The sequence below is a fragment of the Lamprocystis purpurea DSM 4197 genome (genome assembly GCF_000379525.1).
Taxonomy (GTDB): Bacteria; Pseudomonadota; Gammaproteobacteria; order Chromatiales; family Chromatiaceae; genus Thiodictyon; species Thiodictyon purpureum.
In genome coordinates, this window is record NZ_KB902475.1 from 23,650 (window position 1) to 38,681 (window position 15,032).

11 protein-coding genes are annotated in these 15,032 nt (G+C 67.1%); 6 read left to right on the plus strand and 5 right to left on the minus strand.

Features of this window, described 5'->3' with window-relative positions:
- Window positions 1-3 precede the first annotated feature (3 nt).
- Genes A39O_RS0110615 through A39O_RS0110625 form a run of 3 tightly spaced genes read left to right on the plus strand, consistent with a single transcriptional unit; the run spans window position 4 to window position 3,054 of the window.
- The gene (locus A39O_RS0110615) at window positions 4-378 is read left to right on the plus strand and encodes a response regulator transcription factor (protein ID WP_020504638.1); all 375 of its coding nucleotides are present in this window, start codon (window positions 4-6) and stop codon (window positions 376-378) included.
- Window positions 368-1,900, plus strand: coding sequence for a DUF294 nucleotidyltransferase-like domain-containing protein (locus A39O_RS0110620; RefSeq protein WP_020504639.1), 1,533 nt, complete (start codon window positions 368-370; stop codon window positions 1,898-1,900). The genes A39O_RS0110615 and A39O_RS0110620 overlap by 11 nt, the downstream gene beginning before the upstream one ends.
- Complete coding sequence (locus tag A39O_RS0110625; RefSeq protein ID WP_020504640.1) at window positions 1,900-3,054, plus strand: response regulator; 1,155 nt, start codon at window positions 1,900-1,902, stop codon at window positions 3,052-3,054. Before A39O_RS0110620 ends, A39O_RS0110625 begins: the two co-directional genes overlap by 1 nt.
- A 147-nt stretch (window positions 3,055-3,201) precedes the next feature.
- On the opposite strand, the gene rnhB is transcribed toward A39O_RS0110625, so the two are convergent.
- Complete coding sequence (rnhB, locus tag A39O_RS0110630) at window positions 3,202-3,792, minus strand: ribonuclease HII (protein WP_020504641.1); 591 nt, start codon at window positions 3,790-3,792, stop codon at window positions 3,202-3,204.
- A gap of 115 nt (window positions 3,793-3,907) precedes the next feature.
- On the opposite strand from rnhB, the gene A39O_RS0110635 reads away from it, so the two are divergent.
- Entirely contained in the window at window positions 3,908-5,050 is a 1,143-nt protein-coding gene (locus A39O_RS0110635; RefSeq protein ID WP_020504642.1) for a peptidoglycan-binding domain-containing protein, read from the plus strand.
- A gap of 372 nt (window positions 5,051-5,422) precedes the next feature.
- On the opposite strand, the gene A39O_RS0110640 is transcribed toward A39O_RS0110635, so the two are convergent.
- Window positions 5,423-9,994 (minus strand): Lhr family helicase, encoded by a 4,572-nt coding sequence (locus A39O_RS0110640; RefSeq protein WP_020504643.1) that lies wholly within the window; start codon window positions 9,992-9,994, stop codon window positions 5,423-5,425.
- 130 nt (window positions 9,995-10,124) lie between these two features.
- On the opposite strand from A39O_RS0110640, the gene A39O_RS0110645 reads away from it, so the two are divergent.
- A complete protein-coding gene (locus A39O_RS0110645) occupies window positions 10,125-10,505 on the plus strand; it encodes a nucleotidyltransferase family protein (RefSeq protein WP_020504644.1) in 381 nt (126 codons plus the stop codon).
- Window positions 10,506-10,609: 104 nt separating this feature from the next.
- Here the strand turns inward: A39O_RS0110645 and A39O_RS0110650 are convergent, their stop codons facing one another.
- The 3 genes from A39O_RS0110650 to A39O_RS0110660 form a co-directional block, all read right to left on the minus strand.
- Window positions 10,610-12,178 (minus strand): DUF11 domain-containing protein, encoded by a 1,569-nt coding sequence (locus A39O_RS0110650; RefSeq protein WP_020504645.1) that lies wholly within the window; start codon window positions 12,176-12,178, stop codon window positions 10,610-10,612.
- 107 nt (window positions 12,179-12,285) lie between these two features.
- Window positions 12,286-13,053 carry an anti-sigma factor family protein gene (locus A39O_RS0110655; protein ID WP_020504646.1) on the minus strand — a complete coding sequence of 256 codons (768 nt, stop codon included), beginning with the start codon at window positions 13,051-13,053 and terminating at the stop codon, window positions 12,286-12,288.
- Entirely contained in the window at window positions 13,053-13,586 is a 534-nt protein-coding gene (locus A39O_RS0110660; RefSeq protein WP_040527700.1) for an RNA polymerase sigma factor, read from the minus strand. Before A39O_RS0110660 ends, A39O_RS0110655 begins: the two co-directional genes overlap by 1 nt.
- A gap of 383 nt (window positions 13,587-13,969) precedes the next feature.
- Here A39O_RS0110660 and A39O_RS0110665 point away from each other — a divergent pair, with 383 nt between their 5' ends.
- On the plus strand, window positions 13,970-15,025 hold the full coding sequence (locus A39O_RS0110665) for a c-type cytochrome (protein ID WP_020504648.1): 1,056 nt from the start codon (window positions 13,970-13,972) through the stop codon (window positions 15,023-15,025).
- Window positions 15,026-15,032 lie beyond the last annotated feature (7 nt).

A 15,032-nucleotide genomic window follows, 5' to 3' on the forward strand; every position in this document is an offset into this window, starting at 1 on the left:
GCCATGAGCACCCGTGTCCTGATCATTGACGACGAGCCCAACATCGTCATCTCACTGGAGTTCCTGTTGAAGCGCGAAGGGTTCGCGGTCAGCGTCGCGCGCGATGGCGAGGAAGGGCTGGCCGCCATCCGCGACCTGCGTCCGGATCTGGTGGTATTGGACGTGATGATGCCCAAGCTCGACGGGTTCGCCGTGCTCCAGGCGGTGCGCGCCGATCCGACGCTGGCCGCCACCCGCATCCTCATGCTCACCGCCAAAGGGCGTGAGGCCGAGCAGAAGAAGGGGCTGACCCTCGGGGCCGATGCCTACATGCCCAAGCCATTCTCGACCCACGAATTGATTGCCAAGGCGCGGGAGTTGCTCACCCGTGTCGACTGAGTCCACCGCACTGAGCACGGCCGCCCCGGCCGAGACCGCACCGGAACCGCCCGCGGACCCCGGCTCCGCCGCGGCGTCATCCAGACTGCTGGCGCAAGCCGGCGGCGCCGAACAAGCGCCCCTGCGCACCCTGGCCCGCCGCCGACCACTGGTGGTGGCGCCGGATACGACCCTGCGTGAAACGCTCTATCAGATCAGCCAGGGCCAGGAAGACGCGGCGGTCATCACCGACGCGGCCAGCGGTCTCCCGCTGGGACTCATCAGTCTGCGCGAGCTGCTGCATGTCATCAGCTTCGAGGGCGGCGGGCTCGAGGATCCGGTGGCCGCCCACATGATCGGCGCCCCGCTCACCATCGCCGCGGACGCTCCGACCCATCGCGCCAAGGTGCTGATGGCCAAGCGCGGGGCACGACACCTGCTGCTCACCGAGGGCGATGGCCGGCTGTTCGGGCTGGTCGATCAAGCGGATCTGCTCGGTCTGCGCGCCGGCGGGGCCGAGACCCTGATCGCGGCGATCAGCGCCGCGCGCGACCTGAAGGCCATGATCCTGGCGGCGGATCAGGTCCGGCGCCGGGGCGCCGAACTGTTCCACGCCGGGATGGGGATCGAGGCGCTCTGTCAATGGCAGTCCGGGCTCGACGACCTGATCGCCATGCGGGTCATCGAGCTCATGGAGGACGAGTTCGATCTGCCCGCGATTCCCTGGTGCTGGCTGGTGTTCGGCTCGGCCGGCCGACTGGAACAGACCTTCGCCACCGACCAGGACAACGGGCTGATCTTCGTCCCACCCGAACCGGCAGCGACCGATGCCCTGCGTGCCGCCTTCCTGCCCTTCGCCCGCGCGGTGAACCAGGCGCTGCACAAATGCGGGTTCGAGCACTGCCGCGGCAACATCATGGCCGGCAATCCGAGCTGGTGCCTGAGCGCGGACGAATGGCAGCGGCGCTTCGGCGACTGGCTGGCGGAACCCGATCCCAAGGCCCTGCTGCACGGGACCATCTTCTTCGACTTCCGGCCGCTCTACGGGACCTTCGAGCCCGCGGATCAGTTGCGCGCCTGGCTGATCGGGGCGGCGCGCACCCAGGGCCGCTTCCTGCATAACCTGGCGGAACAGGCACTCGCGATCACCCCGCCGCTGGGCTTCGCCGGCCGGTTCAGTTTCGACCGCAACCGCGACTTCCCTCACACCATCGACCTCAAGCTCCAGGGCGCCCGGCTCTTCACGGACGTGGCGCGCGTCTGGGCACTCCAGTACGGCATCTGGGCGACCAATACCGCCGAGCGGCTGCGCGCCGCGGGGGCGTGTCAGGAACGCTCCGACGCCGACCTCGTCGCCGAGGTCGAAGCCTTTCACCTGATCCAGCGCTTTCGCATCCAGCAGCAACTGCGCACCGCGGACCCGGACGGCGTCAATCGCGTGGACCCCAACGACCTCAACCAGCTCCATCGGTTGATGCTGAAAGAGGCGTTCAAGCAGGTCAAGCGGATGCAATCACGCTTGCGTCAGCAGCGGGGACTCTAGTGGACCGGTCCATCGACCTCGACCTGAACCGGCCCGCGGCCTCGGGTGCGACCCTCCTGATCGTCGATGACCAGCCGGAAAACCTCGCGGTCTTGGCGGATCTGCTGGGCGGACGCTATCCGATCCGCGCCGCGCGCTCCGGCGTCCAGGCCTTGCGGATCAGCGGGTCTACCCCGCGGCCGGACCTGATCCTGCTGGACATCATGATGCCCGAGATGGACGGCTTCGAGGTCCTGCACCGACTGCGGGCCAACCCGGCCACCCGCGAGATCCCGGTGATCTTCGTCACCGCACTGGACGACCGGCAGGCCGAGGTCCAGGGTCTGGAGGCCGGGGCCGTCGACTTCATCAGCAAGCCGTTCCTCCCATCGGTCGTCCTGGCGCGGGTCGCGACCCAGTTGGAATTAAAGCGCGCGCGCGACCGGCTCCGCGAGGAGAATATCTGGCTGGAGCAGGAGGTCAACCGGCGCATGGAAGAGAACGCCCTGATCCAGGAAGTGAGCATCCGGGCCTTGGCCCATCTTGCCGAGATCCGCGATCTGGAGACCGGCAATCACCTCCTGCGCACCCAGGGCTATGTGCGCGCCCTGGCCGGCCGCCTGCGCCATCATCCACGTTTCGCTGCAATCCTGACCGATCGCTTTATCGAGGTCCTGGTCCGCTCCGCGCCTTTGCACGACATCGGCAAGGTCGGCATCCCCGACCAGATCCTGCTGAAACCGGGGCGCCTCACCCCGGATGAATGGGAAATTATGAAGACCCACGCCGCCCTGGGCAGCGACGCCATCGCCTGGGCCGAACGCAGTACCCCGCGCCGCCTCGAGTTTCTCGCCCTGGCGCGGGAAATCGCCCGCTGGCACCACGAACGCTGGGATGGGACGGGCTATCCCGACGGGCTCAGCGGCGAACAGATTCCGGCCTCCGCCCGCCTCATGGCCCTGGCCGATGTCTTCGATGCACTGGTCTCGGTGCGCGTCTACAAAGACGCCATCCCCTACCCGCAGGCACGCGCCATCATTGACCAGGGGCGGGGCACCCATTTCGATCCGGACGTGGTCGACGCTTTCACGGCCGGGTTCGAGACTTTCACCGCCATTGCCGAGCGCTTTCGCGACACGCATGGGCCTGTCGGGGAGCCCGTGCCGGCGTTTTGAGGGGTACTCAGGCCCGTCGTTGTCGTTGTCGTAATCGTAATCGAAAAAACGCTTCAATTTGTTCATGAGCACCCCATTGTCGATCGGGTTTCGATTACGACAACGACAACGAACGGGACGCCAAAGGCGTTCCCTGATCGCTGAACCTCACAGCAACTCACGCACCGGCCCGAAGGTCCGGCGATGCTCGGGACAGGGACCGAGTTGTCGCAGGGCCGCCCGATGCAATTGGGTCGGATACCCCTTGTGCAGCGCGAAGCCATAGCCCGGATACGTCTGATCCAATTGGCACATCAGCCGATCCCGCGCGACTTTCGCGAGGATCGACGCGGCGCCGATCACCGGCACGCTCGCATCCCCACCCACGATGGTCTGCACCGGACAGGCGCAGACCGGCGGCCGGTTCCCATCGACCAGCACCAGTTCCGGCCGGCAGGCGAGCCCCTCCACGGCCCGGCGCATGGCCAGCAGACTCGCCTGCAGGATATTGATCGCATCGATCTCCGCGGCAGTCGCGTAAGCGACCGACCAGGCCAGGCACTGCGCTTTGATCACCACCTCCAGGGCCTCGCGCCGCAACGGGCTGATCTTCTTGGAGTCCCCGATACCGGGGATGACCAGGTCCGGGTCCAGGATCACCGCCGCGGCGAACACCGGCCCGGCCAGCGGTCCGCGGCCGGCCTCGTCGACCCCGGCGATCAGGGGCGGCCCGGCGGCCGTCAGGGTCACGCTGGTCATGAGCACCGCCCGAGCGCGCTGATAGTGCTTTTCGGCATCTTACCCTTTACAGTCAAACGCAGCCCCCGTGGGAGCAAGTCCCGACGCGGAAGACAAAACGCAGTGAGGATATACTATGGCAAGCGGCTTCATCATTCCCAGATTCACCGTACGTACCAGACAGGGCTCACGATTTGGCGAGCTGGCGGATCTGACGCGCGGACACTTCAAGGGGTCGGTTGGCGCGGGCGGCCAGAACCGGCGCGAAGACGTCGGCCTGATCCAGAAAATGTTGAACGCCGCGGCTGTCCCACTCGGTCTTGGTGCGCTATCGCTCAAGGTCGATGGTCGCTGCGGCGCACTGACGATTGCGGCGATCAATGCCTATCAGCAGGCCCGGTTCAACACCAGCGATGGCCGGATCGACCCAGGCCGGGCAACGATTCGCTGGCTCGCACTCGATGCCAAGCAGGGGTCATCATTACTTGACGACGATACGACTCCGATTTTGCAGTCGCAACGGATTGGCGCGGCCCCAAACGATCCGAACTGGGATCCTTGGGCAAAGTCACCGCTGCCGTTACCGATCGCGGCCACGACCAAAGAGCAGGTGCGCGCCAATAAAGCGTTCCGGCTCTTGCCGCTGATCCGCCGACAAGCGCTGACGGCGCGGCGAGTGCTCGATGTTGCACTTGGCAGCGGGCCGGATATCCCGCTCAAGCGCACGGCCATCGCGCTGGTCATCAAACACTTTGCGAGTGCTCGCCAAGTCGATCCGCTGAATACGATACGATTACATCAAGGCAGCATCAATCAAATCTACACGCTGATCGTTGCCAACGTGATGCTGCGGGCCAAACTACCGCAATTACGCGGTCACTTTGTTGGTGTCGATAAGCTGCAGGATCATCCCGACCCGAGCTACTTGGCAGAGGCTCCGCCCGGCGGTGTCTATTTGAATAACCCAGTCGTCTTTCTCGGGGCGACACTCGACACGATCGTGGATGACGAGTCCTGGAGCGGCATCATTCTTCATGAGTTGGCACACAGTGTCGGATCACCACCGGATACACCGACGTTCGTGCAGAGGATCGGCGATCTCTATGCCAGAGATCCAGCGTACCGTCACGCCGAAACCGCCCAACGCATCGTGAGTGCGACGCCATTTGAACTGTTCGCCGTCGAAGCCATGGGCGGCACTCAGAAAATACGGTTTCATATCGATGCCGGCGGCGAGTTCGACCGGCCGCCAATTCTGGCGCAAGGGCTTCAGGTCTAAACGCGGGCCAAGACCTTGATCATCGTTCCGGCCGTAGGGTGGACAAGCGATAGCGCAAGTCCACCGAATCCCGCGCCGTCATCTGGCTCCTACGCTCCAGCGTGGGAGCAAGTTCCGACGCTCCAGCGTCGCGTCGGGTGACGCGCCGCTGGAGCGGCCGGACGGCATTCCCACGCTGGAGCGTGGGAACGAGAAGAAAAGAAGAAGTCATCTGGCTCCCACGCTCCAGCGTGGGAGCAAGTCCCGACGCTCCAGCGTCGCGTCGGGTGACGCGCCGCTGGAGCGGCCGGACGGCATTCCCACGCCGGAGCGTGGGAACGAGAAGACGAGAAGAACGAGAAAACCGCCTTGCCATCGATACCCGCCAACCTCCTATGACCTGCCGGGCACCAGCGCATCATAATCGGACACGAATCCGGCGGCCAGCAACGGCTCACGCAAGGGCGATTCAAGGGCCGGCCGGCCGTCGATGTGCTGGATCAGCAGGCGCCGCCGGCCGGTGCCCGGCGAGCGGCACAGGGCGGCCAGAGCCAAGTCCAGCTCATTGCCCGCGGACGTGAGCGACGCGGGGAAAGTCGTCAGGGTCCGCGCGCTGGTTCCCAGGTACAGCACCGGCTTGCCGGCCACCAGGTACACCCAGGCGCCGCTGACCCGGCGCGGCGCCGTCGCGGTGGACTCGGTGTCCAGGGCACCGGTTGCCGGCCAGGGAAGCAAGGCGCCATAGGGATTGGCCGGGTCCAGCGCGGCCAGCACCCGGCAATCCGCGTCCGTGAAGCCGTCGATCGGCGGCTCCTCCAGACGCGCGGCACGCAGCCGGTCGAGCGCGCCGGCCAGGGCGAACTGAGCACCGGAAAGTCCCTCGACAAAGTAGCCCCGGCGCACCTGACCGCCCTCCTCCATCTGCTTCAAGACTCGGTACAGTGGGCCGAATCCGCCCGGCAGCCCCTCAGCCTGGACCGCCTCCCGGCTCACCACGCCGTAGCGATCGAGCAGCATCCGCGCCTGCGCCAACAGCCGCTCGGTCGGCGTCGGTGCCGCCGCCGCGCGCCCCGCGAGATCGGCGACCAGTGACCAGCGACCGCCCGCCAGAGCCGCTTCCCGCCCATGACGCCGGGTCCGGGCGCCGCCGCCGAGATGCCGCAGCGGGGCGAAGGTGTCGTTGGTGATCAGCCCCACCCACACCAGGTCCCAGAGCGCGGACTCGAAGGTGTCCCGGTCCGGCCGCGGCCCGGCGCGCTCGGCCGCTGCCTGGAGTTCCATCAGAAAGCAGGCGCCGCGTTCGCGCAGATGATCGAGCAGACAGCGATGCAGCGGGGTTTGCTCAGCCGCGACCGGCGGTTCGCCGTCCGCCGGCCGCCATGCCCCGCCGGCCCGCGGATAGAGCGCCACCTTGCCGTCTTTCGGCCCTAGGGCGCCCTGCCCCACCCACACCACCTGACCGGTCGCGGCCAGCAGATCCAGATCGGCCGGGCGATACCCCGGCACCCGCGCCGGCAGCAGCACCCGGTCGAGTTGCGACCAGGGCAGCACCAGTCCGGACAACTGCGCCACCGCCTCCAGCAGCCGGTCCGGACCCCGGAGGTCCTCGCCGATCCCATGCCAGGCGGGCAGGAAGCGACCCAGGGCGGCGCCGTCCACCGGGGCCACGGCGTCGCGCGCCTGGGCCAGGGTGCGGCGGCGCAGACGCCGCAGCACCTCCGTGTCGCACCAGTCCGGCTCGGCACCGCCGGGACGGATTTCGCCGCGCACCAGACTGCCTTGCGATTCCAGAAGTCGCAGCACCGGCTCGACCTGAGCCGGCTGCAGACCCAGTCGGGCGGCGGGTTCGCGGGTGAGGAAGGGACCGTGAGTGGCGGCATAGCGCCGCAACAGCGACTCCAGCGGGGCCTCGACGGCAACGAGACAGGTTTCGGGCAGGCCGGGGGGCGGCACCGCGCCCAGGGCATCGCGGTAGCAGCCGGCATCGTCCGCGGCGATCCAGCGGCGCTCGCCGGCCACGGGGATTTGGACGGCGCGGCGTTGTTGAGTGAGGACGGCGAGCCAGGCAGTCCCGGCCGGATGCGTTTCGGACTCGACTGGTTCCGCCGCGGCGAGGGAATCGCGGCGGGACGCCGCTCCCACGGGGGGCGGGGCTTCGCAGCGAAGGGCGATCTCGGACTCGGTGAGGTCGCCGAGCCGCCGCAGCAGGTCGTGCAGTTCGTCGGGGTCGCGCGCCTGACGGCCGGCGGACAGGTGCTGCAACTCGGCTTCCAGGTCGGCGAGCACGGCGGAGTCGATCAGCTCGCGCAGCTCGGCCTGGCCCAGCAATTCGGCCAGCAGCCCGCGATCCAGGGTCAGCGCCTGAGCGCGGCGCTCCGCCAGGGGCGCATCCTGTTCGTAAAGATAGGCCGCGACATAGGCGAAGACCAGCGAACGGGCGAAGGGAGAGGCCTGGGCCGTCTCGACCTCATGGACGCGGATGGTCCGGTTGCGGATCGCGGTCAGAATCTCCTGCAAGCCGGGCAGGTCGAAGACATCGCCCAGCGCTTGCCGGTAGGTCTCGATCACGATGGGAAAAGCCGGGTAACGGCGCACCGCGGCCAGCAGGCTCTGGGCCCGCAGCCGCTGCGCCCAAAGGGGTTGGCGGCCCGCGGCACGGCGGCGCGGCAGCAGCAGCGCGCGGCTCGCGTTCTCGCGGAACAGGCTGGCGAAGAGCGCGGTGTCGGCAAGCTGTTCGGTGACCTGATCCTCGACCTCCGCCGGATCGGGCAGCAGATCGGTGAGTGACGGCAGGTCCTCGCCGTCGGCCAGACGCAGCACGATCCCGTCGTCGGTCGACATCACCTGCACCTCGAACCCCTCGCGCCGGCTCAGGCGCCATTGCAGGGCCATGGCCCAGGGGGCATGGATGGGCGCACCGAAGGGGCTGAGAATGCAGACTCTCCAATCGCCAAGCTCGTCGCGGAAACGCTCGATGACGATGGTGCGGTCGCTCGGGACCTGGCCGGTGGCCTCGCGCTGATCGCGCAGATAGGCCGCCAGATTGGTCGCCGCCAAATCGTCCAGGGGGGTGTGTGTACGCAGCCACGCGAGCACGTGCTCGCCCTTGAGCCCGGCCAATTCGCGGCAAAAGGCACCGACCGCCCGCCCCAAGGCGACCGGCCGACCGGGACCGTCGCCGCGCCAGAACGGCAGCTTACCGGGCTCACCGGGAGCCGGCGCCACCTGCACCCGATCGCGGGTAATCTGTTCGACCCGCCAGGTGGAGGCGCCAAGCAGAATGCAGTCGCCGGCCTTGGTCTCGAACACCATCTCCTCGTCCAGTTCGCCCACCCGCGGGCCGTCGGCGCCCAGATGCACGGCGTACTGGCCCCGGTCGGGGATGGTGCCGGCGTTGAGCCGGGTGATGAGTGCCGTGCCGCGCCGGGCGCTCAGGGTGTCGGTCGCCCGGTCCCAGACAAGCAGCGGCTTGAGTTCAGCGAAATCGCTGGATGGATAGCGGCCGGAGAGCATGTCGAGCACCGCCTCCAGGGCCGCCCGCGACAGCTCCCGATAAGGTCCGGCGCGCGTCACCAGGGCATGCAGTTGCGCCACCGTGCAGGACGCCGCCGAACACATGGCGGCAAGTTGCTGGGCCAGCACGTCCAGCGCGTTGCGCGGCATCCGGAAGGGCTCCAGTTCGCCCTTGAGCATGCGCTGCGCGATCACCGCGCACTCCAGCAGATCGCCGCGGAACTTGGGGTACAGGCGCCCGATGCTCACCTCGCCCACGCCGTGCCCGGCACGCCCTACCCGCTGCAGACCGCGAGCCACCGAGCCCGGCGACTCCACCAGCAGCACCTGATCGAGCGCACCCATGTCGATGCCCAACTCCAGCGAACTGGTGGCGACGATGGCCTTGAGCTCGCCGCGTTTGAGCGACTCCTCGATCTGCGTGCGCTGCTCATGGCTGACACTGCCGTGATGCGCCCGCACCAACTCCGGGACCGGCTCCGGACCCGGCTCGGCATCCAGTGCCGCCAGTTCGTTCAGCCGTTGGCACAAACGCTCGCACAGCCCTCGGCTGTTGACGAACACCAGGGTCGAGCGATGGGCACGGATGGCCGCCAGCAAGGCCGGATAGACCGCGGACCACAGGCCGGTCTCCGCGGCCGGGCGGCCGGTCTGACGGGCATAGAGCGCTCCCAGGATCGAACCGCTGGGCAGTTCCGCCGGGGCCGGCGGCGGCGGACGCTCCATCTCGGGCACCGGAACACAGACCTTCAGATCCAGACGCGGTGGGGCAGCGGCGTCCACGATATCGACCGTGCGGTCGCCGCCCAGAAAGCGCGCCGCTTCAGCCAGCGGCTGCACCGTGGCCGACAGCCCGATCCGCTGAGGGTCACGGGCGCAGCCCGCGGCCAAACGCTCCAGCGACAAGGCCAGATGGGCCCCGCGCTTGGTCGGCGCCAGCGCATGAACCTCGTCGACGATCACGGTATGCACCGCGTGCAGATGCACCGCCGCCCCTGACCCGAGCAGCAGATAAAGCGACTCCGGGGTCGTGACCAGGATCTCGGATGGCTCCAGCAATTGGTGCCGCCGTTCCGGTGCCGGGGTATCCCCGGTACGGATCGCCACCCGCGGCACCCTGACCGCCTGCCCCAACCGCTCCGCCGCCCGGGCGACTCCGGCCAGCGGCGCTCGCAGATTCCGTTCGATGTCGTAGACCAGCGCCTTCAGGGGCGAGAGATAGAGCACTTGAATGCCGGGGGGACTTGCGCACGGGTCGGTACCCGCCTCCCCCCGCATCAACCGGTCGATGGCCCAGAGGAAGGCGGCCAGCGTCTTGCCGCTGCCGGTCGGCGCCGTGATCAGGGCGTGATGCCCGGCGGCGATCACCGGCCAGCCGCGCGCCTGCGCTTGCGTGGGTGCGGCAAAGTTCTGCGCGAACCAGAGACGGGCGGCGGGGCTGAAGCATTCCATCCGCTTACGATAGCGCCTGCGATGGATCAGCGCAGCACTTCCACCGACCGCCTGCTGCCCTTCTGCGCACCTTGGCACCACGCGTCACAAGGCGTACTGTTCGCCAAGCCGATCCACTCAGCGCTCAGCAATGACCCCAAGCACGCCCGATACGGCACCGCGGACCGCCCACCTCACTCCCGGCGAACGACACCTGCTGGCAACCTTCGTCGAGCGGACACTTGCGACCCTGGGCACCGCGGGGATCGAGCGTATCCTGGTTTTCGGCAGCCGCGCCCGCGGCGGCGGCCATGCCGACTCCGACCTCGACCTGGCGGTTTTCGCATCCGCGACCGCAGCGGCTGCTACTCTGGGGCAACTGGCGGATTTGGCTACTGAGGTACAGGCCGGACTCGAGGATCTCCCGCACCTGCGGCCGCTTCTGTTTCGGGCGGGGGAACCCGTCAATCCGGCGCTGCTGCGCGCCATCACCCGTGAGGGCGTTGAGCTATGGGCGAAGAAGAGCGCCTGAGTGCAGCGTGTAGGATGGGCAGAGCGAGAGCGATGCCCATCCGGCCGCTACCGAAAGGCGCGGCCCACACAAGCCACATCAGTTCCGATCACAACCGCTGCCGCTCAGCGCGTCACGGTCGTACTCACACTGGCCGTGTTGTTGGACGGATCGGCATCCGCCGCGGTGGTCGTGACCGTGGCACTGGCCGGGAGCAGGCCGCGGGCACGCGGCTGCACCCTGAGAGATAGGGTGGCGGCAGCACCCGGGGCTATCGCGCCAAGGTAGCAGTTCACCGTGCGGGAGCCGTAGCAATTACCCTGCGATGGTGCCGAACCAACCCAAGTCACGTTAGTCGGCAGTACCTGCTGATACTTGACGCCGGTTGCCCGTGCCGTACCCAGGTTACGCAGGGTCGCCGTGTAAACGAGTTCACCGCGCACTTTGACCGGGTCCGGCGCATCGACCAGCGTCAGCGCCAGGTCGGCCTGCGGCAGCGGTGGTGGCAGGTCCTGGTCCAGTCGCGCCGTGACACCGCCGGTCACATACACCTGGCCGACGCTGCCCAAGGCGATGCTGTTGGCATAGCCGCTGCCGGAGATCAGCGCGGTCCAGTCGGCGACACCGTCGGCGCGCACCTTGGTTACTCCCATCGCGGTCATGGCGCCGGCCGCCAGGTAAGCGCTGCCGCTGGTGTCCATCAGCAACTGTGCATGTGCCAGCAATCCCACGGTGGGACCATCGGCATCCTGGTTCTCCCAGAGCAACTCACCGCTCGGCGCGTACTTGATGAAGGCTGCACCCCCCAGCCCGGTCGCGGGGAACCCGCTGACGACCGGGGCGCCGTCGGGACCGATTTCGACGAAGAAGCCGGACATCGGGTGCGTACGCTCCCACAGCAGGACCCCGGTCGGCGAGATCTTGCGCAGCACACTGCCGGTGCCGGCCGTGTAGTTGCCGTTGATCAGATAGCTGTTGCCGTCCGCGTCGCCCGCCGCGTCGCCCGCGGTCAGGCTGCGCACCCCGGCGGCGCTCCAGATCGGCTGGCCGGCGGTGTTGATCTTGGCGTAGCCGTTCATGCTGTTGCCGCGGCCGCTGATCAGCAGGTGACCGTCGGGCGTGAGCTTGAAAAGCAGCGGTGCGCCGATGCCGGCGGTATCGAACCAGGACCAGAGCGCCGTGCCGTCAGGTGCGAACTTTTTCACCGTGCTGACAATACCGGCCGGACCGCTCCCCAGACCCAGCACGTAGATAGCATTCTGCGCGTCGACCAGCACACGCTTCGTCGATGAGCCATCGAAAAAGCCCTCGTAGACCCGCCGCCACAGCAGTTGGCCGGTGGGGCTGAACTTCATCAGGATGCTGTTCGCATTCACCGGACTTGAATAACCCGAGCGCAGTGTGCCTGAGACCAGGACGTTGCCCGCGCTGTCGGCAGCCACCCAGGTGGCCATCTCATGCTTGGTGGTATCGGTGTTGTCGTAACGCACCTCCCATTGCAAAACGCCACTCGAACTGCGTTTCGTCACCCAGATGTCACCGGCGGGGTTGTAGTCCCAGGTCGCGGTAAAGACGTTGTCGGCCGCGTCGCGGGCGACCGCAACGCCGCCGGGAAGGTTCACCCAGGCGGTTTGAACCCCGGCTTGAGCGAGACCGGCAGCACAGAGGCCGATGAGGAGTAAGGTGCGTTTCATAAGAGGTATCCGGTAGCGAACAACGTTGGACAGAGGGATGCAGGCGATTCCTGCATCTGCGCTAACACCCGGCAAGCACCTTTTATTCCATCCGCTGACCGCGGCGTTCAGATCGCGGTCTGCTGGTAGATCGCCTCAGCCAGGGCCAGGAGGCCGCCGCGGTCGAGTTCGCCGGCCACCGCGTAGGACAGTGGCCCTTCCAGCCAATGAAAGACCGACACGCCGTCCTCTTGCCCGAAGCGGAAGGCGCTATCCCGCTCGTGATCTTCGTTCAGGCAAGCGTAGAGCACGACGCGCTGCCCCTGGGCGTTCTCATACATCAAGAGCGCACCCGGACCATCGTCGCTCGCGAGCAAACGCCCGCCGACCAGGCCGAAGCCCAGGGTGTCGAGTTGCGGCGCCTGGACCGGCACGCCCATGCGTTTGCTGAGCCAGGTCACCAGGTGCTGTGCCTGGTCGCCGGGGACTTCCACCGGGTGGCGGACCTCGGGGGTGTAAACGGCGTAGGCCATGGCCGCCTCGCGCACGATCGATGGTGTGCCCGCCAGCGGCGCCGTGAGGTGACCCCGCTCCAACTGCACGCCGATGATCCCCCCGGCGGCCAGGAGCATCAGACTCGCGGCCATTGCCGCCATTGGGCGCTGCCACTGCCGGAATCGCGGTTTGCGCAGCAGCCGCGGCGGCACGGGTTCCTGCGCGACCGGACCATAGAGCGCCCGCAGGCCATCCCGCAGTGCGGTGTAGTCGTCCACCTGGCGCTGCGCCCGCGGGTCAGCGGCGAGTCGTGCCGTCACCCGCCGACGTGCCTGGGTGGTCAACTGACCGTCGACATAGGCATGCAAGTCCTCAAGTTCGGGAGAGAGCCGCTCGTTCATCATTTCACCGCCTTCAGAACAGGCTTCGCGTTGGGCGTCGAACCGGGCCGCCGCTCATCCGCCATGAACCCACGCATCCGCTCACGCGCCCGATGCAGGCGCGACATGACGGTGCCGATGGGTACCCCGGTCACCGCGGCCACCTGCTCGTAGGTCATGTCCTCCAGACACACCAGCAACAACACCTCGCGTTGTTCCGGGGAGAGCAGTGCCAGTCCCTGTTCGAGATCCCGCAACGCCAGGGCGTTGTCCGCGCCGGAGGTCTTGGGGTCCGCGTAGTCGGTATGCTCCATGGCCTCGGTCTCAGGTCGCTTGCGACGTGCTGCATTGATATGGACGTTGTGCATCAGGGTAAAGAGCCAGGCGCGCAGGTCGGTCCCGGCTTCCCAGTGGTGCGCCTTGCGCCAGGCCCGCTCCAGACAGTCCTGTACCAGATCGTCCGCCGTCTGCACGTTTCGGGTCAGGGCGCGAGCGTAACGCCGCAGCCGCGGTATCTGCTCGGCGAGTAACCGGCCGTCGATTCCCTGGGTCATCGCGTCCCCGTCAATGTTCTTATGGATTGAGGTGTCATCGGCCGCACCGTGTATGAATTCCGTGGTTATGCCTGTGCCGGTCAGCATACTAAACCGCGCCCAGCGCGCTATGCGATGCTTTTGGATGGAATCGGCACCGGCAGACTCGACGATTGCTGGAGCTGGCGCGGTTTAACTGAGTCAACACGCGCAGCCAGTCGATTATTCCGTGTCTATCTTCAGTCGACAGCGCCCACGACGGGCTGCGATCCTGTCAGCCTGACGCGCTGTCGAGAAAAATTGTGTCCCAGTGGAATAAGCACGTTGCCTGGGTGTTTACCCACCATGAAACGCCCGTTTCAACGACAACCGCCCATCGACGAAAAACGAAAAGGGGGACTAAGATGAAGAAGACCGTCATGCTCGCCTGCGCTTTGCCACTGCTGGCACCCCTGGCGCTGGCCGACAACCTGGGTTTCGACGGCAAGATCGTCGAGCCCGACTGCGACGCCATGGGCGCCTGGTTCAATTGTCGCAAGATCGGCACGGCCCCGGCTCAGGTACGCCGCGGCTATGAGTACATTCACCATACCAGCAAGACGCTCGGCCCCGACGGCAACAAGAAGTACCCCGATGGAACGCCTTATTCCACCACGACCATCGCCTGTTCGAGCTGCCACTTCACCGGCGGGCATGTCCCCTTCGGTACGCCCATGTACCAGTCCCCGGCCAAGTACGCCGGGCTGCCCTACTTCCGGCCGCTCAACTACCGGCGCGACCTGGAGGACTCGATCCTCGACTGCTTTCGCAACTGCATGAACGCCGACCGCACCCCCACCAAGACCGACCCCGTCATGCGTGACATGGTGGCCTATATCCGGTGGTTGTCCGACGGGGTGACGGACCCCAATATGCAGGGACCCGGCTGGGTCAATCTGCCGGGCAACGGACTCCCGGTCGTCGACCCGGACGTAGCCAACATGAGCGGCGATCCCCTGGCCGGACGCAGCCTCTTCAACGCCGAGTGTGCAACCTGCCACAGCAAGGATGGCCCCGGCCGTGGCGAGTATCGCCGCGGCGAGAACCGCCCGCGGGTCCCCGCGCTCTGGGGCAAGGACGGTTACTCCCGCGGGGCCGCCTTTTACAACAGCCAGAATCTGGCGGGCTACATCAAGGAGCACATGCCCTTGGGAGACCCGCTTACCCTAAGTGCGCAGGACGCCCTGGACATGGCCGTCTACATCAATGACCAGCCGCGCCCGGCCGGCATGGCCGACCAGATGTTCTGCCACACCGAGACCGACGGCATCCCCGGCCCCCTGCGCAAACCCGCATCCTGGCTGGTGGGCTGCACGTATCCCGGCGAGCCCTTCACCGACCAGGACATCCTCTACGGACCCTGGGCACCCATCACCGCCTGGCGCAACGCGGAGATCAACCGTCTCAAAGGACTGAACTGACACTCAA

Bases quoted from the DNA above. Each gene is read 5' to 3' on its own strand.
- A39O_RS0110665 (WP_020504648.1), top strand. From the start codon at position 13,970: ATGAAGAAGACCGTCATGCTCGCCTGCGCTTTGCCACTGCTGGCACCC.
- A39O_RS0110650 (WP_020504645.1), bottom strand. From the start codon at position 12,178: ATGAAACGCACCTTACTCCTCATCGGCCTCTGTGCTGCCGGTCTCGCT.
- A39O_RS0110660 (WP_040527700.1), bottom strand. From the start codon at position 13,586: ATGACCCAGGGAATCGACGGCCGGTTACTCGCCGAGCAGATACCGCGG.
- rnhB (WP_020504641.1), bottom strand. From the start codon at position 3,792: ATGACCAGCGTGACCCTGACGGCCGCCGGGCCGCCCCTGATCGCCGGG.
- A39O_RS0110635 (WP_020504642.1), top strand. From the start codon at position 3,908: ATGGCAAGCGGCTTCATCATTCCCAGATTCACCGTACGTACCAGACAG.
- A39O_RS0110615 (WP_020504638.1), top strand. From the start codon at position 4: ATGAGCACCCGTGTCCTGATCATTGACGACGAGCCCAACATCGTCATC.
- A39O_RS0110645 (WP_020504644.1), top strand. From the start codon at position 10,125: ATGACCCCAAGCACGCCCGATACGGCACCGCGGACCGCCCACCTCACT.
- A39O_RS0110655 (WP_020504646.1), bottom strand. From the start codon at position 13,053: ATGAACGAGCGGCTCTCTCCCGAACTTGAGGACTTGCATGCCTATGTC.
- A39O_RS0110640 (WP_020504643.1), bottom strand. From the start codon at position 9,994: ATGGAATGCTTCAGCCCCGCCGCCCGTCTCTGGTTCGCGCAGAACTTT.